We start from the raw sequence: 19638 nt of genomic DNA, 5'->3' as shown, positions 1-19638 counted from the left end.
ATTAAATTTAAAATAAAATATACTAGATTAGTAAACTAATATTTAACCTTATCTTACTTTTTATAAATGCGAAGAACTCACCATACACGTAAACCTACCCTGTGCCTGTTTTTGGCTGCCTCCACCTATATTGTAGTATGCTTCCGAAAGACCATTTAACAAAGGATCACTAAGGATCAAAGCATCTAATGATAACATTGCTGAATCTATAGTCAATATACGGGAATTCCCTTTCCTACCTTTACGGGTTGTTGTAACAAGGAAACCCGCTGTCTCCAACTGGCTGATCAGGCCTGATACTCTCTGGATACTAAGCTGATCCATTCCCACTAGTTTTACAAAATGAGAATATTCTGAATATAACAATCCGGTGGATATTTTCTCTGTTGTATATCTCGTAAGGCAAATCAAACTCAGAAGAATTAATTTTTGGCTACTTGTACTTTCATTCAGAAGTTTGGAGTAATGACTTTTATCCACTTCACTTAAAGCATCATCAACGTGGCTTTTCGTTATCATTTTTTCGTTTCGTTGCTGTGCTATCATTCCGGATGTCTGCAGTAACAGCAAAGCTCTACGTGCATCTCCGTCATCCCTTGCTGAATATGCAGCACAGAATCCAATAACATCTTCATGAATAGCATTTTCTTGGAATGCTAGTGGAACTCTATCCGACAGGATCTCACATAAGTGATCAGCATTATAAGGAGAGAACACAATCTTAGTCGCACGAAGGACAGAACGTAAACGTGCATCAAGATTATCCAACCATCCCAAATCATTAGTTAAACCAAACACACTAATGAATTGCCTGGAATCTGCTTTCTCATCTTCATCATAACGACAAAGATTGTTCAACAAACTATCTTCTTTGATCTTATCAATTTCATCAAAGACAATAATCAATGATAACTTTGTATCTCGAAGCTCTTTCCAGATAGCATTGTAATAATGCTCAGTTCCAAGACCAATAGGAGGCAATGTCGATAATGGATTAATAGCCTGAAGGATCTTATATAAGATTCTAGTAGGAGTATTCGTTTCCTCACAACGAATAAAAATAGTTTTCACCTTATTGACAATCCTTCTTGTTTCCATTTCCTTCATCAATAGTTGTGAAACAAATTTCATTACAACGGTTTTCCCTGAACCCGGATTACCGTGAATTACTGCATTTTGAGGAGATCCACCTTCAAGTACAGGATACATTTTCTCAGCAATTGTCCTGATCTGTTCATCCCTTGCAACCAGTTTAGATGGTATGAATGTATTCGACAACACATGTCTATCTTTGAAGATACTTGAAGTCATATTGCTGAATATATTTTCAATTGATTCGTCCATAGTCTCTCCTCTTCATGGTGATACACTTTTTTAGGGATAGATAATCTCTGATACTCGTTATTGCATTAGTTTTATAGGGATATCCCGTTATAAAAGTATTTCCATTAGTTTTCTAACACCCACCCCTCAGTAAAAGTAAAGAAGGTATTTTTCATTTTTACAAACAAAAAAATGATCACATTATATGTAATAAACTATTTATAGAAAAAATTACAAAACCATACAACCGTGCATTTTTAAAAGAAACATACACTGCTCTGCAGTTTATGTGCATTTTCCGTTATTACTTCCATCAAGGGGTGGGTGGGTATCCTAAAACATAATCACTATTCAGTGACGATTTGGATATAAATTACGATTATCAAGACACCCCACGATAGAAGTATTAAATATATCAATATTGGTCAAATTATCTATAGATACCGATTTTACAAAATATGGACTTTATGGTTTACTATGCTTTTGAAGTCTCTTGATTACGAAAGTCGGTTTCCATAAAAGTATTCTTTTTCTAAGTAATACTTCCACGAAACACCCACCAGAATAAAAGTATCGAAGTTTGAAGCTAATGGATTAATCCAAAAACAAAAAAAAGCAAATAGTCGATATAAACAAAGCAAATAATTTTATATCATTATGTTTTTTAGTACAATGGTGATCTTATTGAAAATGAAGATTCTATTAATATTACTACTAGGTGTTATTGCCGTAGCGGCTCTTGCTGGATATGTCAATAAAGAACCAACCAGTTTTGTAAATACTGCCACTATGGAAGTATCACTCGCGAAAAACACAACCCAGAATTTAACCGAAAACACCACTCTAGACAAAATGACTGTTCGAGCTAATAATGAAACTCATATTAACAAAAAGTCAACTAAAAGTACTTCAAATACAGAAATAGTAAATGAAACGACAAATAATACAATAAATTCGACAGCATCAACTACAACTTCAACTGAAAAAACAGAATCAGAGCCAACTAAAACCAATTCAATTGGAATAGATCTTGTTCTAATTTCAGCCGGAGAATTTGAGATGGGTGCAGGAGAATATTCAAACTCTCAGATAATGCAACCTACTCATACAGTTGAAATAAAAAATGACTTTTATATTGGAAAGTATGAAGTTACACAGAGGCAATGGAACGAAATAATGGACGAGAACCCTTCTACATCTAAAGGAAGAAACCAGCCAGTTGATCAGGTATCATGGAAAGAAGCGCAGGAATTTATCTCCAAACTAAACAAACTCGAAAATACTACTAAATATCGCCTTCCGACAGAAGCTGAATGGGAATATGCCTGCAAAGCAGGTACAAAATCATCGTACTTCTTTGGAGATGATGAAACCGAACTTGGAGATTATGCATGGTATATTGATAATTCTGAAGATGAAACTTATTCTGTAGGCCAAAAACAATCAAATCCATGGGGACTTTATGATATGTATGGTAATGTATTTGAATGGGTGCAGGACGATTGGCACCAAAATTACAAAGAAGCACCTACAGACGGAAGCGCATGGGATGAACCTGGATCAAACCCAAAGGTACTGAGAGGAGGTTTTTGGGGATCTTCAGCCGGAAACTGCATGTCTGCAGAAAGAACAAGCAAATATCCAACCGAAGAAGACACTAACATTGGTTTCCGGATTGTAATGGAAACCTAACTCCTCTTTTTTTAAAAAATTACAAACATACATTTGCACTAACATTCAAACATTAATATTTTTAAATATAATTGTGTACAAATCTTTATATGTTATTATCTATCTGTTGTCACTACATCAAATATCATAGTCCTATAGTGGATATACTCTATCTCTAGTTAACTGATAAGTCAAGATACTAGAGTGTAAAATCAAACATAAAAAGAAAAAGGAGAGTGAATAGTTGAATAAACGAAGTTATGAAGAAAATATAGTCAAAGGCGTAAGATGGGCAAAATCCCGTCATATCTTACTAGTATTGTTATGTCTTCTATGTACTTCTTTTCTTAGCGTTGGTTTATCCGCAGCTGCTACCGTATATGTCGGAACAAGCACCACAAGCGGAACTGTGAACTATAAATGTGACGGTTCAAATGATCACATTGAAATTAACCAAGCTCTTACATATATAAAAGGCCAGGGCGGAGGCACTGTTTACTTACGAGGTCCTAATACATACTGGATAGACAGTACTCTTAACGTCGGTGCTAATACAATACTAACAGGCGATTCTACTGCTCGAATAAAGCTCATCAAAAATGCCGGATGGGCAGAGAATGTTCCCTTGATAGCAAACACTGGAGAAGACGATCATATTACTATCAAAGGATTCACTATTGATGGGAACAGTGATAATCAAGGTGTATCCCTTGGAAACTCTTATTATATTCTCATGTATTTTGATGGGGCAGATAATATTGAAGTTTCTGATATGCGCCTTGAATGGGGATGCAGTGACGGACTAAAGACAAGAAACTGTAACGTCATAAAATTCACCGGGAATGATATTTATAAGATGGGACATGATGCACTATATGCAATAACATCCCATGATATCGATGTTTCTAATAACATTGTATTTACCCGAACAAACAGTGCTTGTAGACTTTCAACAGGAGCATATAATGTAAAAATACATGATAACATATTCTATTCATCTTTGACTGGAGGAGGTTCAACAGGACCAGCTATTCAGCTCGACAAATCCACTGAAGAAGGCACGAACAAATTCGAGAACATTGAAATATACAACAACAAAATCTATAATGTCCTTGGTGCTGCAATCTGGATGTCAGCCTCATATCCCGATGACATAATCCATGCAAAGAATGTACATATATACCATAATACCTTTTCTAAGGTCGGGCAGTATGGATCCAATACCGGATACAGCAATGCTGCTATTGTCCTATGCAGCTTTGATAACACAATAATCGAAAACAATGTTTTTGATGATGGAGGTCATGCAGGAATCAAATGGTTTACCCGGAGTGGAAGACCAATCCAGGATGTGACATATACAACTACTATACGGAACAACATTATTATGAACTCAGATGGTGTTTCATCAGTTACTGGATCAGGTGTTGGGATATGGAATACAGATTCTACCCATTGCAAATTTGTAGTCCAGAATAATGATATCTACAATAATAAGAATGGGCAGACATATGGTAGTAGCTTTACACTAACCAATAACCTGAATGTCAACCCACAATGTATTGACTCAACAAATTCAAATGTAGCTTCCCGTGACTATCATCTCAAGAGCAAAGCAGGGCACTATTCAAGTGGAACATGGATAGCAGATTCAGTATCCAGTACATTAATAGATACCGGATATTCAAGCTCATCCTACAGCAATGAACCCTCACCAAACGGAGGTAGGATCAATATTGGTAGGTATGGTAATACAGCACAGGCATCTAAAAGCGGTTCTTCAGTGCCAAACGAAACAGATAATCTACCAGTAGCCAATGCAGGTACTGATAAAGCAGTTACACTTGGTTCATCTGTCAGTTTCGATGCAAGCTTATCGACAGACGATAAAGGCATAATATCTTACTCATGGGATTTTGATGCATCAAATGGCATTACTTCTGAAGCTACAGGAAAGACTACAGCCAAGACCTATTCAACTGCAGGAACATATACAGTAACACTAACCGTTACTGATACAGCAGGACAGAAGTCTACTGATACTGTACAAGTTATTGTCAACACAAATTCAACCAGTACAGTAACACTTGCAGCATCTAATGATAACAGATTACGTGAATCATCTCCAAGTACGATATTTTCAACAATTACTTATCTTGATGTTGGAAAGAGTACAAGTGGATGCAGAGATTTGCTATTATTCGATCTAAGTGCATTTGAACCAACAGATACAATATCAGAAGCAACTTTGGATTTGTATTGGTATTATCCAGAAAGTACAACTCGTTCAGCAGATACTGTCGTTGAAGTATATAGACCAAAAGAATGGGATCCAAACTATGTGAGCTGGAATAACCGTATTTCTGGTACTGCCTGGACCACAGCCGGAGGAAACTGGTATGATAATAATGGAATTGCTCAGGGAAGCACACCTTATGCTTCAATCAAATTCCCTGCAAGTACTATACCTGACAACAAATATTATCAATTTGATGTCACAGAACTTGTACAGGAATACATACAAGGCAACTACAACAATACTGGTTTCTACCTAAAAGCCAAGACAGAAAGCAACAATTACATAGCTTTCTATAGTTCAGAATGGTCAAACACTTCTCAGAGACCAAAGTTAACTATAACAAGTTAAGAGCGAAACAACCTTTCGCTCATGTTTTCTATTTTTTCGTCTAACAAAAAAACATACATTTTTCAGGTGATATTTTATGCATATAATAATAAAATGTAAACATTGCCATGCAAAATTTGATCGGGATGAACTACATCCAGGAAAGAAATGTCCCTTCTGCAGTTCTACAAATATAATAGAACTTGGAGAAAGAAGTGAGCTTAACGCAACTAAAGAATCCATTATAGCAATTCAGAACTAGTTTTTAATTCCTTATGGTTGAAATTCATCATTATTTTTTAACCACGTTTTTTCTGATCAAAAAAAAGATATCCATCACCTTATATGACGGATATTTTGATATTCAATATTACTGAGATGGTTTAATCTCAATAGAATAATCGAAGCTCTCAGTTGCAGAAGGCAGTACAGATAATGTCCATGTGCCTGGAGTAACATTTACATCATAAGTATCTATGTATTGCTGTACATTGTCCTGATATCCAGAAATACTGCTGGCAAGATTAGCAATCATTAAGTATGGATTACTTGCTAAACTCACAGATCCTCCATACATATTGCTCATCAAAGTAGGACTAACTTCCTTGCCCTGAGGATCATATATCTTTACAGTAAAAGATGGATCAGCATAGCTTTTCATTGAGTAAAATTGAGGTCTTGTTGACTTTAGCTCTATAGTAGCAGTTCCATTTTCTTTAACTTTGAATGGAATCTGGTATGGTTCTGAAGGTGCTACAGGTACATGGAAATTAAGTGAAACCTGATCACTGTCCTCATATATACTCGAATCATTAATATTCAAATCAACACTACCATAAAATTCACCTTTAGATCCTTCTGGTACTGTCAGTTTCAATTTTACGATTGCACTCTCCCCAGGGAGAACACTTGAAGGACTGGTTATTTCAATATCATCATTTCCAAACGCAGACACGGCTCCCGGATAAGAATAACCAATTTCATTACTCAATTTTGGATCGATTGAAACTTCTTTTGTTCCTGTATTGTTTATGGTAATATTATATGTGTATTCTTTTCCAGCTTCTACCCAATCATATATTGAATATGGGGTGAACTGTATACTAGTATCAGCATATACATCAACCATCACCATAACTGCACTCGCAATGCCCTGTGCATCTGAAATATTCAACATGCAGTCATAAGTTGCGACTTTTGTTCCTTCAGGTATGGCCACATCAACCTTGACATTGATACTCTTTCCTGCTTCGATGGATACAGACGAAGGAGTAATAGTAATCCAGCTTGGATCAATAGGATACTGAGAATATCCTGGATTATATACAGAAAAATTAACATTTGCTGTTGTTTCTCCTGGATTTTTCAGAACAAATTCAAAACTATCAGTTTCTCCTTCCTTTATCATCATGCTTCCATAATACGGATCAGGAACTAATCTATCAGTCATTTCAGCATTACTAATACCGACACCAATCATGCTATCCTCTGAAACAGTATCTGTTTCAGGTATATCTACAGCCACAGCAATAGCTCCTGTAACACAAATAAGAAGCACAGCTACGACTCCATAAATCATTATTTGTCCTCGTTTCATGGTTTTCACCAAATTTTTATTACGATGTTTTTAATGTGCCTGTAACTATTAATCCTTTCTGGCCACAAAAATATAATATTTATATCATATAACTACTCATAAAAAAACATACAAATAACAAAACATATTGCAGCTCCGTAGTGTAGTGGTCAATCATATAGGACTTTGAATCCTGTAACACTGGTTCGAATCCGGTCGGAGCTACTTAATTCATGGAGTAAATACTATGCAGATTGAGATAATTCCTGAAAAAGAACACAAATTCACTATACAAGACCATCTGACTTTGATAGGAGATCCCTGTCATGTTTTTGAAGGGTCAATATGGCAACGACTTATACCGTTGATATATAAGAAAAACGAAACAACGGAAAATTCTATTCAGACATTTAAAATAACAGATGGTTTTGCTATTTGCTATATCTCAATAATACCAACTTATTCACAAGAGGAAGGAGAGTTCGCAGTATCTAGGGCAGGAAGAGGATTTAAAATAGACACAACTAGAATAGGATTCATGTACGTTGAATCTGGTTTTACTGGGATTATTTCTATGAATCTACAATTTGCCGAGAGTTATTCATCAAAAATATATGGCCGAGATTATGTAAAAGGAACTCTGGATATTCAGAAAAAAGTAGAATATCCTGAAGGATCCGAGATCAATCTTATATTTAAGAGAAGAGGAATAGCTAAAGTAGAAATAGTCGAAACCGTTACTTCCCCCGTAGTTGAGATGATAACATCTCGCAAATCCACTGTACAAATGACACTTTTCTAAAACCCAACAATCAAATATATCATATCCCAAATAATAGAATATTATGATGCTTACTGAAAATGAGTTCAACAAACCAGCTAGTCGAAATACAGATTATTCCCTTGTAGAGTATGATCTAGCTGCAAGGCTTGGTCTATCTCTGCGAAAGAACCTGAAAGAAAACACATTCGAAATATTCGATATCAAAAGTGGTGAAGTAATAAAGAAATTTACTACCTTCTCAGAAGCTATCAAGGAATGCAACCTTTATGAAATCAACAACTGCAGATAATAATATACACTTGTATATATTTTTCAACTGCTAAAGGAAGTACACCAATGTCTTTAGATAATAACAACTGCCATACTGAGAATTGGTCTATCATTGCAGGATTAATTCTAATAATCGAAATTCTAATTCTAATATATTTCCACCAAGCATTTTCCAAAACATTTGTAACTCTCATAATCATTGCTAATCTAATAATAATTAAATCATCTTTTTCAACTGCTTCTTCATCTGCAACCATAGATGAATTTATATCATTACCTGCAGTTTTATCTTCATTATACCTTATTATATCCTTCTTGTTTTGGATATCGTCATATCAACTAGCATACCGGTTATACCTCACTGATATTGCTATATTATTACCGAGTATAGTATGTTTTGTATGTGGCATATCATTATTTATACAAAGAATTTATATCAGAGCCGACTCAGATGGTTTCATTTTACCAACAATAATAGGAGTTATACCAGGAATAGTACTGTTCTTCTATTGTGTTGAGTTATTTCTACAGTGAACTACTACTCAGATCAAATTAAAACATATCATATTTATATATCATTAGAACAATTGAAATTTATAGGTAAGGAGCAAATCATAGTGTATCCCAAAACAATCAAATTAATCGACTCCGGAATCTTTTTAGGGGTGTCCTTAGCTACAATATACTTTCAAAACGAACATCCTTTGAGCAATATAACACCACTTATCAAAACCCTCTTTTTTTTGTGTTCAATTGTTCTCATATCAAGTGCTTTTATAATTCCCATTCACATAAGCTCGATGGGACTCCGTTATATGAAAAATACTGAAAAAAACAAGCAAGAACTACATTTATTCGTAACAGTTTTATTTGTATACATTGTTTTTGTATTAAGTAGTATTAGATTCCTTTTTAATCAATATATTTCCTTCAGATAATCAAAAAACGGCTGATTCATTTTTTTATCATCTAAATAATAACAAACATACCATATGCTAACCCATTTAGATCTATGTACAGGTATAGGCAGCTCATCTATCGCTGCAGAATGGGCTGGTATTGAAACTATTGGAATGGCCGAAATAAATGATTTTCCTTACAATATTCTATGCAGACACTGGCCAGATATTCCAAAATGGAGAAATGTAAAAAATGTCAATCGGAGTACTATCAGAAAAGCAGGCATTGACCAAGTCGATATCATATCTGGAGGCATACCCTGCCAGCCATTCAGTATTAATGGAAAACGTATGGGTACTTATGATGAGCGTAATCTCTGGGGAAACATGCGAAAGACCATTCGCAGCATTCTTCCAAGATGGATCGTGCTTGAGAACGTCCCAGGGATCCTTTCAATCGACTCTGGAAGGTTCTTTCGAGGAGTTCTTAGTGACATGGCCAAAATGGGGTATCTTGTCGGATGGGGATGCTGGAAAGCTGCCCATGCCGGAGCTCCCCATCATCGCGAAAGGATCTTTGTTATCGGATATCACTGGAAACCAAAAGCTGATCCCAACTCCTACTCATTCTATGATTACTATAACAGACTTAATGCAAGCCAGATTCGCTGGAAACAACAGCAAACGTCCCACTTATGGAACTCTGAAAGAACAGGGACATGCTGGAACTCTGAACCCCGTGTGGACAGAGTGGCTCATGGGATTACCAACCAACTGGACCGCCTTGAAGTAATAGGAAATAGCATAGTTCCACAGCAAATCTATCCTATATATAATTGGATATCACATTGGGATCTCACAATGTTGAATGAAACAGAATATTAAAAAATACCATTTTGAGGAATGAATATGCCACAACAAGGAAAAGTCACAGGATTTAGGCTTCCTGAAGAATGTTTAAAAAAGCTCGATGATCTAAAAGAAAAAGGACTAATCAAACACAGAACCGAAGGAGTTCTTTTAGCAATAGAAGTTTTCTATCAGCATGCTATTGCTTTTAGGAATGAATTGAATTTGGGAAACATGTTTGCTTCTACAACTGGAGATTCGAGAATTGTAGAAGATTGGGATAGATTATCTGAAAATGAAAATGTATCAATCTATCTCTTAAATGACATCGGCTTTAGATTAAAGAAAATAAATAATCGTCATGGCATCATTACCCAATATAAAAAGAATAAAGAAATTATTATCGACATTGAGAGCAGAGAAAAATAAATTATGAAAAAATAGTTTTTTGAGGATTGAAAATGGCACAACAAGGAAAAATAACCGGGCTTATAGTTCCTGAAGGATATTTGGAAAAACTCGATGATCTTAAAGAAAGAGGATTAATCAGAAACAGAACTGATGGACTTCGTTCAGCAATAAAACTATTTTATGACTATGTTATTGCATATAGGAGTAAGATTCCGGATATAGGAAAAATATGTGCATACATAACTGGAGACCCCAGAATAACAGAAGATTGGAATGACCTCTCTGAAAACGAAAATGTATCAATCTATCGTTTAAACGACATGGATTTCAAAATAAAGAAAATAAATGAAAACCATGTAATCATCACTCAACACAAAAACAACCAGGAAATAATTATCAACATTGAGATTAGAGAAAAAAATGATTGAAAAAAAGAAATATTATCTCTTATTCTCCGCAATTGCAGCATTTTCCTTGATAACTATCACGAAAACCGGGAGTATCATCTTTTTCCCACTCATAGCATCCTTTACTACAATTTGAGCATATTCTCCTGCCAGAACTAATGTAACCAGATCCTGCACCATATCCATGGTGTTCATATCCACTTGAGCCCAAGTATTTTTTACAATTCGGACATACATTGGATTCAAGTTCTTCTTTAGTCCTCTTGTACATTATTTCATTTGTTCCTGCAACAAATCCAATTAAACCATGGCACTCTGGACACTCTATTTCATTTTCAATTGCTCTGTAGACAGAATACATCTGCAGGATGCCCTTTCCACATAGAGGACACCGAATTTCTCCAGGAAGATCATTAATTCTCTGTTTTGTATATGCAATTGGCATTCCAAAATCTATTATACGTGTACAGTTCTCCCCATCATCAACCACAGCATATAGATCATTGTCATAATCAGCTTCCCACTCTCTTTTTTCAGGCCTTTCTTTGACAGGAACTAACCACGTCTTTTCTTCATATAGCTTTTTGGTATATTTTACATCTTCTAAGCAGTGTTTCATAAGATCTTCAATGTTATCAGGATCATGAGGTGTTTTTGAAATACCGTAATGACTTTTCATCATTTCCTCAAGACTTGGATACTTCTTGTTAGAATCTTCTCGTAAATTCTGTATGGTATGCATTATATCAAAAGAATCACATTTAGTTGGTTTCCATCGATCAGTCCCACACTCAATAATTTTCAGCCCGTGTTTCTCAAGAACAAGAAAATCAAATCCTTCTCCATTGTAAGAAACAATTGTCTTTGCTTTTTTCAGCAGTTTCACAAGCTCTTCGGGCTTGTAAAAACGATACCATTCTCCATCATTATATACAAAAGCCACTCCACATTTGAAATTAAGCATCTTCTTCGCTTCGATAGAAAAATCATGAATATATTCTGTCTCGATATCAAATACAACAACCCCATTCCTTAATCGCCATGGATTTTTTACCTCTTCAATAATCATTTCTTTTCCCATACTTATCACATAGATATTTTGCACACAACAAATATATATTTTTACTCTAGGGGAATATCTACAAAAAAATATTGTACAAAATAATGTCTGAAGATTCCAATGAAAATAACAATCTTATTGCAATTTGAAAAAATGAAAAAAAACATACACTTAATGTCAGAAATAGCTGACATCCCCAGAGACAACATAGAGTGGAAAAACGAAAGCACAGCCGCAAACGGGAAGGGCTCTCCTACTCCTTCCCATTCCATTAACTATTTCTCCCTCTCCTTCCCCCGGACCCCCATCCTCACCCTCAGGGCATTGACAATCAACGGGATCGTGCCTCTATTATAAAGATCTACTTAACGAACAAACCGGAGTCACCAAAATGTCATCCATGTATTGCATTGCTACTATAACTCCTCTTGAAGGCGAATCAATAGAAGAAATTGAATCCAGGGTAAATAGATACCTTGAAAATAACAATTTTGCATCATCTAGCAGGTACACTTCATCTCCATATGATGGTTTTACGATAGAAACCGGTAAAACAACGATAATAACCGAAGAACTTTACGATAGTGAACTTTCAGAATATGAAGGAGAATGTGATGGCATAGAACTCATTGGATTCGTATTAAGCTGTACTGTATTTACAGATATTGATGGCGAAGAATGCACCAGAGAATTCATCGGGAACAAATATGCAGTCTTTGTTAGCTGTTCTATGTAATAGTCCAAATTCCCAAACTCAGCAACATACAAACACAATTATCAAAACATTGACATGATTCAAAATAAGCCCGGAGAGCACAAAAAGGAATGATAAATATGTCATCAAGAGAACACGATATCCGTTTTGGAACTATTACTACCTACCTCGGAAGGAATGGAACCGGAAAATGCACTGGAGTGAATATACTCCCATCCCTCGACGAAAAAAATTTTTGGATAGCACCGATCAATTCAAAAGGAAACGTTGCAAGATGCGAAATTTTGATACCAATGGATACTATTCCAGAGATGGTCAACAATCTTAATAATATGTATAAAACATATCGAGAGAAGGTTCTTCAGTGCAATGTATCCAATAAGGAAGAAGTCATAAAATCTATTATACAAGAAGATCCAGAAGGAGTATTCAGATACATGGACACTTCGACAGCTCATCTCCCAGAATCTGACAGGATCCTACTTCCAGATGATATAACAGAAAGACATTGCCCACTAACGGTGTATCCATTTGAATATGGCTGGTGGATACATGTTCCTGATAAAGAAATCTGGCCAGATAAAAAATATAGACTTAGAGAAGCCGGATTCAGTCCTGCAATAGCAAAGTTAATAGAAAAAGCTCAATCTCTTAATTGTAGATTCATATCACTGGACTGTGATGCTGAAAAATTTGATGAACTCGAAGATTTTGAACCTTGAGCTCAATCACAGAAACATGAGGAATGCATAATGGAAGATACTTTTTTGTCTGGCATATACGTGCAAAACAAATCCCAACTAATCTTGAGATCGAGATTTCATATTATGGATCTGAGATTACAACTGATGATACAACTATTGAATTTAAAACACATGATACATCTGAAAGAGAAAAACAAGGTATCATTGACACTATACACAGCTCAATGAAAGATCATGGAATAACGGATTATAGCATATACGCAACAGAATATATGCCAACAGGCGACTCATATTCATTTGATAGCAAGAAAGACCAAGATCCGACTTAAAAAACATATTTTCTGGTTAACACCATAATTATTTATATGATGAATCCCTATATGCTATAAATCATTGTGCAATAATGCCCTTGCTGGTACTCGTAATCATATCAGGCGTAATGTCAGTATCTCTTGACATACTTACATCTTTCATACTAGGAGACATCATGACAACCATAACAACTACAACAGCAGTTATTAACGCAACGAAATTCGCAAGCACTCTACTAAGGGCAAGGGATGCTGTGCTTACGTCTAACGTAAATGATATGTATGAAAATTACCAGTTCTAAGAGTGTTGGGCGGTTCAACTCCGCCACCTTGCATCTTTCTATAATACATTTAATTTGTATATCAATAAGTTCCCTTACTCGGAGCACTGATCATAGTTTTCTATATAATTTTCCTATAGACTTTTTTTCTCATGCTTTTTTATCCAAATAATAGGCATTACTTTTACAACCAACGAGGTTTTTAAAGCAAAAATACACACATTTTCTAACGAACGACAAAAATATCAAAAAAGAACAAGAGGAATAATATGTCAGAACTTAATATCGAAGATCAGTGGTTATTACTTAGTTCAAGAGAACGTAGTATCATAGATACATGGATCCGTAAGCATATACAGATAGAACATAGCAACAATACAACAAACTCAATTCAGAATCTACACTTATTCAATGCATTTCCAGATTATAAAAAAGGAAATGTTATCCGGGAAAACTCAGAAAAAGAAATATCATTTAAATGCACATGCTGTAATACGCAATTTCATCTAAATGGAGAACAAAATACACTTTCAATCGCAATATTAAACCATGTTTTTTGCAAGCATTATGACCAGATCTTTACGAATATCTGCCATATTTGTGATCATTCATTCGATAAAGATGAACTTATATTTAGCATAGATTATGGCAGAATAATAAATGGAAAGTTCGAATCCAGTTGCGAAGAACCTCAATACTTATGTGAAGGACACATTGAAGAGATTGATAAACTAATCGAAAGCCTCAGAAATCAGTATGTCAAAAACTACCCAACAGAATCTCAATGTGAAAAAACAGGACAAAAACTAGATGCATCTTCCATAGAACCATACAAAGGCATTTCCATTATGATCAATGGTAAAATATTTACTCTCGATGTAGAAAATGATCTTGGAGGAAAATGGATAGTATGGAATAATCCCATCTACATAATCCGTGCAACTCCAAACTATGAAATAGACGGAATTCCCTTTCAAATCGAGAACAATGGCCTTGTACTTCATAGTACAAATTACGTTGGAAACATAACTGATATTCCTACCTACTTAACTATGTCCCGAAAATTCATTGAAATTCTATTGAATAATATTGAAACATAATTTCAGGAAAAACGCATACATCATGATATCAAAATCAATTAATATCATCCAGGTAATAGTATGCAAACAGTACTAACAAGACTTCAGGATTTCCTCAAGGACGAGAAACATACACTAGAAGAAATATACGAAGCCCATCCAGATCTTAAGAAACACACAATTCGTGCTCGTTTGAATGAAAACGTTGGTAAATGTTTTAAAAGAATAAGTCGAGGTTTATATATTGCCGTCAACGGAGAAACGCAGGCCCTTATCATTGCAGGTGACAATCTTTCAGGGATCAAGGAAATCAATGATAATGTCATTGATTTTGTAATCATTGACAGCAATTATCCTAGTCTTGATGGACATCTTTCAGTAGGTACTACCCGAAAAAAATCAGGAAAATGGCAATTCGATACTGAAGAAATGAGTAAAGAAATGCTATCAGAAATTCACCGGGTACTGAAACCATCAGGCCATTTTTACAGCTTCCTACCAGCAGATAGCATAAGCGAATATGCCAACACATTAGATTATAACAACAGATTCATAGACATGTGCCAGGAAGTTGGTTTCACTTTCAGGAAACGGTTGATATGGAATAAAGGAAGAACAATGGGCTATCCATATGCCAGTGCATACGAGCAAATAGCTTTCTTCATCAACGGAAAGAAGTGTATCAGCTATGATAACACAGTAACCAATGTTCTATCTCATCCTAAGATACACAACCAACATCCCCTTAGAGAAGTCAACGAAACCGCAAAACCCGTTGAATTGCTCAAGGACCTCATCAAAGTATGTAGTAAAAAAGGAGACATCGGCATGGATCTCTACGGAGGCAGCCTGAGCTTCGCAGAGGCATGTTTAGAGATGAGGAGACACAGCATTACCTTTGAAAAAGATCAGGAAATGATAAAGAAAGCCATTGAATACAGAAAATTTAATGTTATCAATCTAGGAACCAACAAGAGTATAAGCACTTGTACCTAACAAAAATCCATACATATCATAAAATACATGAACAAAAAGCAAACCATCGAGGTATAAATATGAAACCACCCAACCCAATTGAACAACTGCAGGATACGGTTGATAAATGGGATAGATACTCTGTACACGAAGTCCACCTTGCTGTTATAGATGCGCTTAAGGAAATATCAGAAGAAGAATTCAGAAAAATCTATGGAAAAATGATATGTGACAATGACAAATACGGAGAAATGGTCATTGATCCCAGGATAAAAGTATGGGCAATTGATAACAATGGCTATATGCTCACGGGCCCGGGTGCAGAGTATATTCTTCACTGTACCGAAGTTCCACATGGCAACAGCGAAGAAGAAGCAAGAAAAATGGCTCAGCAAATCTACGAAAGAGCATTCAGAAAAGTCGGAGGGGATGTTGAAAAGTATATCATTAGTATCTGCAGGTCATTTGCAACTGAATTAAAAAACCCATCTGGAATGTGGTCAGATCCTGGTATTGGAGAATTCGTGTCCTTGTACGGTAACAATATAATCAAATCAGGATCGATAACATGGTTCAGAAAAGATAGTGCTTCTTCCTCTCTAAACTCCGGAGTTATAATTTTAGGTTCAACTCTTATCGGTTCAGTTCCAACAAAGGTATTTCTTCAAGGACTATCAGGCGACTTGAACACCATGATACAGGCTTTTCTGAATTCCTTTAATGAAATCCATCCACATAATCAACACCAGGAAAGCCTTCTTGTTTTTGCATAAACTTAGAATAAACAGAAAATACCATCAGGTGATCCTAAATGTATATGTTCCCATCTGTCAGGAATATGATTGTAACAATGATGAACATTATGAAACTGGAAGGTTACTGGATCCAATCTTCCTGGGAGCATATACCATTCGCTATTGTTCTAAATGAACAAAAGATCCTTGAAGCAGCTAAACGAAGATTTCCCGGAAACAGATTTAATTCTCTTGATATTCTTTTTGATACGATTGAGATATACAATTGGGGATATGCAGAAGATTTCTGTCAGTGCTCTTCCTGTAAAAGAGTAATATCACTAAATCCTGAGGATAATGATTTTGTTATTGATCCCGAATCCAATCAAAAACAGTGCATGAATTGCTGGAATCAAAAAAAAGCATAGAAAAAATCGAACCAATAATCCAGAGATGTATAACATGAATAACATTGAAGTAGATCCCAAAGAAACATTTTTCAGAGAACTGGCTATATCTATGATCGAGCCAGTAGAAGACACATTATCTAATTTCAATATAAAAGTACCTGATTCTGATAGAACAGGAGATGATTCAGAAGCTGCTCTGTATGGTGCAGCATACTACGGGATCGAAGATGAAATGGTAGATTATCTGAAAACCCGCTTTGGAACACCTGAAGAACAAATAGGATTTATCAAACTTAGAAAACCTGAAAATGGTATATATGATGAAAGGGATGAATTATTCAACAAATCTGAAATAACTCTAGGGACAATACCTTTTGTTCCGCCACTCACAAATATGGATATACAATTCATGTCCCAAGAGCAGATACAACAAGAACTCAAGAATACTCTTGCATGTATCAATCAGTTGACACTTAGATACCGTATCATCAAGTATCTGTCTGAAGACAATATAACTTATCTGAAAGCAGTTTTGAATGGAAGGTTTGGTATAACCATTGATTGTAATCTTCTTGAAAATCAAATTATCGCTCTTTTGGAATCTGACATCCCTGAAGATTCGAAAACAGGATTACATCATCTTTTAGGAACGATATGCGATCATCTGAGGTCAAATGATATATGCCATATATCAGATTATTGCTGATTATCTGGAATGTTATGTATAAACTAAAACCAAATCAGAAGACGTAACCTCTATCTTCTTAAGACCTAGTTTTCAACTAATATAGCCTAGCCTATATATAGGCTAAACTATACTTAAAAAAAAGCATACATATAAATGTAATTCTAGTACAGAAAAGAAACTCGAATTACAATTGCACAAACAGGAGCAGATCATTTTGAGCATCAAGAGAGGTGAGTCTGATGCAGAAGAAAAGAAAGAGGTAAAAAAAAATAAATGACATATCTCGGATAAACTCGCAGGTATAGGTGGGAATGACTTCCCACCATCTAACAGTACAGGAGAAAAAAATGCCACTGAAAAATATAATTGATAATGATTCTACTGAACATGAAATAATAATCAAATTCGTACAGCAATGGAACTATGCACAAACCGGATTATCCCTTAAAGATGCCATAGCTGATGCTTTAAATGATTTTAGTGATGATATTATCGATCCGGAAGCTCTTTCACAGAAAAACATAATTCAGATAATCATTAATGACATTCCATTGCCATTAGAAGAAGTTCATCAATTTTTGTCAGAAGAACAAAACGATATGCTTATATCTTCAGCAAGAATGCTATTTTGAAAAAAATAGCAAACTCATGGGCAACAACAAAAGGGGGGATTTTAGTGGATTTCTTAAAATGGAAAGAAACAATCTGGTTACATTGTCCTCAACGCCAGTATGGTTTATCACAGGATGCTTGCAACCATCCAAATAAGATAAGTTATTGTTGTATGGGAAATTGTCCAAAGATTTCAACTCAAGAGACTTAAAAACACCTCTTAAAATTGCTTCCGTTTCTAAATACGAAGGTGATACCATAGGCTATTATCCATTTTACTTGATATTTTCGTCAGAAAAAGCAACAACACCACAAGAAGCTAAAGCATTTGCAGAAGCATATCTCACGCAAGAAGGATTTTGTGGTTCAGGTAGATTCATCGATGGGCCTGGAGATTATTTTGATGTCTACCAAAAACCATGGGGATCATGCTGGCCAGAGAATACTCCATGTCCAGTAATTGTTAATGAAGCTATATATGATTCAATCTTAAAGCACCTGGAAAATACATTTGAAGAAGAAGGTTTTTTTGCTGATGTAGAGAATCAACCAGTATCAAAACAATTCATTGGAACAAAATGGATCGTTTTTGTATCGTACCACAGCTGAAATTGAATAATTCTATTGCAATTCATATACATCAACTATCTTACTCCATCTACCTCTGGCATTCGAAGAAGGCAACTCCGGATTCTTAAGTTGAATTCCCTATAGACTTTTTTTTATTTTCAGAATATCATTCTGTCTCTTCTTTTTGTTTTGATTTTCGTATAGTTTCGATCGTTTCATGGAACTAATATGTTTTTTAAAGGGAATGTAAGACGGGTGCAGATAGAGACATTTTCGATGGTTTTATATTTTAGTATGTACCAATAAAATATCATGGGGAGTAATATGAACTTCACGGCACGGCTAAAAATTGAAATAATGTATTTCCTATTGATATCGATCTTGACATCTTTACTCGACTCTTCCTCTGGTCTTAACTATTTGGTGAATGATCTTCTGCTTTTTGTTATCTTTGTGGTGGCAGCAATCCTGTTGGCTAAGATTTTTTTAAATCATCATTTTTTTGACATAAAGGAAAAAATTACATTTAATCGTTTATGGCGAGAAACAAACTTCCAGACGAAACTTGCTCTTCTGGGATTATGTATGGTCCAAAATAGACAATCAATATGCTATGGATAGTACCATTCCAAATAAAAAAGCAGTAAACTAGAGAAGGAATACAATTGTATTCCTAAAAATGG

The 19638-nt window shown here is 35.3% G+C and carries 24 protein-coding genes and 1 tRNA gene; 21 read left to right on the top strand and 4 right to left on the bottom strand.

The genetic code is table 11. The features are described from left to right. Nucleotides 1-60: 60 nt before the first annotated feature. Nucleotides 61-1344: a Cdc6/Cdc18 family protein gene (locus tag METHO_RS13055; RefSeq protein ID WP_015313986.1), complete on the bottom strand. Its 1284-nt coding sequence runs from the start codon at nt 1342-1344 to the stop codon at nt 61-63. Nucleotides 1345-2013: 669 nt separating this feature from the next. Between METHO_RS13055 and METHO_RS13050 the strand changes: the two genes are divergently transcribed. From METHO_RS13050 to METHO_RS13840, 3 genes are all read left to right on the top strand, one after another. Continuing rightward, nucleotides 2014-3015 (top strand): formylglycine-generating enzyme family protein, encoded by a 1002-nt coding sequence (locus METHO_RS13050; protein WP_172635216.1) that lies wholly within the window; start codon nt 2014-2016, stop codon nt 3013-3015. A gap of 223 nt (nt 3016-3238) precedes the next feature. Further along, a complete protein-coding gene (locus tag METHO_RS13045; protein ID WP_015313984.1) occupies nt 3239-5641 on the top strand; it encodes a disaggregatase related repeat-containing protein in 2403 nt (800 codons plus the stop codon). A 76-nt stretch (nt 5642-5717) separates the two neighbouring features. Next, on the top strand, nt 5718-5882 hold the full coding sequence (locus METHO_RS13840; protein ID WP_015313983.1) for a hypothetical protein: 165 nt from the start codon (nt 5718-5720) through the stop codon (nt 5880-5882). Between the two features lie 108 nt (nt 5883-5990). Here the strand turns inward: METHO_RS13840 and METHO_RS13040 are convergent, their stop codons facing one another. Next, nucleotides 5991-7217 carry a COG1470 family protein gene (locus METHO_RS13040; RefSeq protein WP_156811325.1) on the bottom strand — a complete coding sequence of 409 codons (1227 nt, stop codon included), beginning with the start codon at nt 7215-7217 and terminating at the stop codon, nt 5991-5993. Between the two features lie 131 nt (nt 7218-7348). On the opposite strand from METHO_RS13040, the gene METHO_RS13035 reads away from it, so the two are divergent. The 3 genes from METHO_RS13035 to METHO_RS13025 all read left to right on the top strand — a co-directional run bounded on the left by METHO_RS13035 (nt 7349) and on the right by METHO_RS13025 (nt 8269). After that, nucleotides 7349-7421 (top strand) — tRNA-Gln (locus tag METHO_RS13035). Nucleotides 7422-7443: 22 nt separating this feature from the next. Then, on the top strand, nt 7444-7998 hold the full coding sequence (locus METHO_RS13030; protein ID WP_015313981.1) for a hypothetical protein: 555 nt from the start codon (nt 7444-7446) through the stop codon (nt 7996-7998). 43 nt (nt 7999-8041) lie between these two features. Continuing rightward, nucleotides 8042-8269, top strand: a complete 228-nt coding sequence (locus tag METHO_RS13025) for a hypothetical protein (RefSeq protein WP_015313980.1) — start codon at nt 8042-8044, stop codon at nt 8267-8269. Here METHO_RS13025 and METHO_RS13835 read toward each other — a convergent pair. After that, a complete protein-coding gene (locus METHO_RS13835) occupies nt 8253-8507 on the bottom strand; it encodes a hypothetical protein (protein WP_048831391.1) in 255 nt (84 codons plus the stop codon). The genes METHO_RS13025 and METHO_RS13835 overlap by 17 nt on opposite strands. Nucleotides 8508-9242: 735 nt before the next feature. Here METHO_RS13835 and METHO_RS13015 point away from each other — a divergent pair. Genes METHO_RS13015 through METHO_RS13005 form a run of 3 tightly spaced genes read left to right on the top strand, consistent with a single transcriptional unit; the run spans nt 9243 to nt 10837 of the window. Next, nucleotides 9243-10034, top strand: a complete 792-nt coding sequence (locus METHO_RS13015) for a DNA cytosine methyltransferase (RefSeq protein ID WP_015313978.1) — start codon at nt 9243-9245, stop codon at nt 10032-10034. A 24-nt stretch (nt 10035-10058) separates the two neighbouring features. Next, nucleotides 10059-10427, top strand: coding sequence for a hypothetical protein (locus METHO_RS13010; RefSeq protein ID WP_015313977.1), 369 nt, complete (start codon nt 10059-10061; stop codon nt 10425-10427). Nucleotides 10428-10459: 32 nt separating this feature from the next. Beyond that, nucleotides 10460-10837 (top strand): hypothetical protein, encoded by a 378-nt coding sequence (locus tag METHO_RS13005; RefSeq protein WP_015313976.1) that lies wholly within the window; start codon nt 10460-10462, stop codon nt 10835-10837. Between the two features lie 19 nt (nt 10838-10856). Here METHO_RS13005 and METHO_RS13000 read toward each other — a convergent pair whose 3' ends face one another. Next, on the bottom strand, nt 10857-11897 hold the full coding sequence (locus METHO_RS13000) for a hypothetical protein (protein WP_048831390.1): 1041 nt from the start codon (nt 11895-11897) through the stop codon (nt 10857-10859). Nucleotides 11898-11996: 99 nt separating this feature from the next. Between METHO_RS13000 and METHO_RS13475 the strand changes: the two genes are divergently transcribed. From METHO_RS13475 to METHO_RS12940, 12 genes are all read left to right on the top strand, one after another. Then, nucleotides 11997-12233 carry a hypothetical protein gene (locus METHO_RS13475; RefSeq protein WP_015313974.1) on the top strand — a complete coding sequence of 79 codons (237 nt, stop codon included), beginning with the start codon at nt 11997-11999 and terminating at the stop codon, nt 12231-12233. Between the two features lie 34 nt (nt 12234-12267). Beyond that, entirely contained in the window at nt 12268-12612 is a 345-nt protein-coding gene (locus METHO_RS12990) for a hypothetical protein (RefSeq protein WP_015313973.1), read from the top strand. 98 nt (nt 12613-12710) lie between these two features. After that, nucleotides 12711-13313: a DUF5983 family protein gene (locus tag METHO_RS12985; protein WP_048831387.1), complete on the top strand. Its 603-nt coding sequence runs from the start codon at nt 12711-12713 to the stop codon at nt 13311-13313. Nucleotides 13314-13336: 23 nt separating this feature from the next. After that, nucleotides 13337-13624, top strand: a complete 288-nt coding sequence (locus tag METHO_RS12980; RefSeq protein WP_015313972.1) for a hypothetical protein — start codon at nt 13337-13339, stop codon at nt 13622-13624. A gap of 158 nt (nt 13625-13782) precedes the next feature. Next, nucleotides 13783-13908 carry a hypothetical protein gene (locus tag METHO_RS14340; protein WP_281162811.1) on the top strand — a complete coding sequence of 42 codons (126 nt, stop codon included), beginning with the start codon at nt 13783-13785 and terminating at the stop codon, nt 13906-13908. A 248-nt stretch (nt 13909-14156) separates the two neighbouring features. Further along, nucleotides 14157-14987 carry a hypothetical protein gene (locus METHO_RS12970; RefSeq protein WP_015313970.1) on the top strand — a complete coding sequence of 277 codons (831 nt, stop codon included), beginning with the start codon at nt 14157-14159 and terminating at the stop codon, nt 14985-14987. A gap of 60 nt (nt 14988-15047) precedes the next feature. Then, nucleotides 15048-15962: a DNA-methyltransferase gene (locus tag METHO_RS12965; RefSeq protein WP_015313969.1), complete on the top strand. Its 915-nt coding sequence runs from the start codon at nt 15048-15050 to the stop codon at nt 15960-15962. Between the two features lie 59 nt (nt 15963-16021). Continuing rightward, the gene (locus METHO_RS12960) at nt 16022-16714 is read left to right on the top strand and encodes a hypothetical protein (protein ID WP_015313968.1); all 693 of its coding nucleotides are present in this window, start codon (nt 16022-16024) and stop codon (nt 16712-16714) included. A gap of 89 nt (nt 16715-16803) precedes the next feature. Continuing rightward, nucleotides 16804-17103, top strand: a complete 300-nt coding sequence (locus METHO_RS12955; protein ID WP_156811321.1) for a hypothetical protein — start codon at nt 16804-16806, stop codon at nt 17101-17103. 34 nt (nt 17104-17137) lie between these two features. After that, nucleotides 17138-17791: a hypothetical protein gene (locus METHO_RS12950; RefSeq protein ID WP_015313966.1), complete on the top strand. Its 654-nt coding sequence runs from the start codon at nt 17138-17140 to the stop codon at nt 17789-17791. Between the two features lie 329 nt (nt 17792-18120). Then, nucleotides 18121-18405, top strand: coding sequence for a hypothetical protein (locus tag METHO_RS12945; protein WP_015313965.1), 285 nt, complete (start codon nt 18121-18123; stop codon nt 18403-18405). Nucleotides 18406-18565: 160 nt separating this feature from the next. After that, nucleotides 18566-18994: a hypothetical protein gene (locus METHO_RS12940; RefSeq protein ID WP_015313964.1), complete on the top strand. Its 429-nt coding sequence runs from the start codon at nt 18566-18568 to the stop codon at nt 18992-18994. Nucleotides 18995-19638: the final 644 nt, after the last annotated feature.

The organism is Methanomethylovorans hollandica DSM 15978 (assembly GCF_000328665.1).
Taxonomy (GTDB): domain Archaea; phylum Halobacteriota; class Methanosarcinia; order Methanosarcinales; family Methanosarcinaceae; genus Methanomethylovorans; species Methanomethylovorans hollandica.
This window is presented reverse-complemented; position numbering and strand designations above follow the sequence as displayed.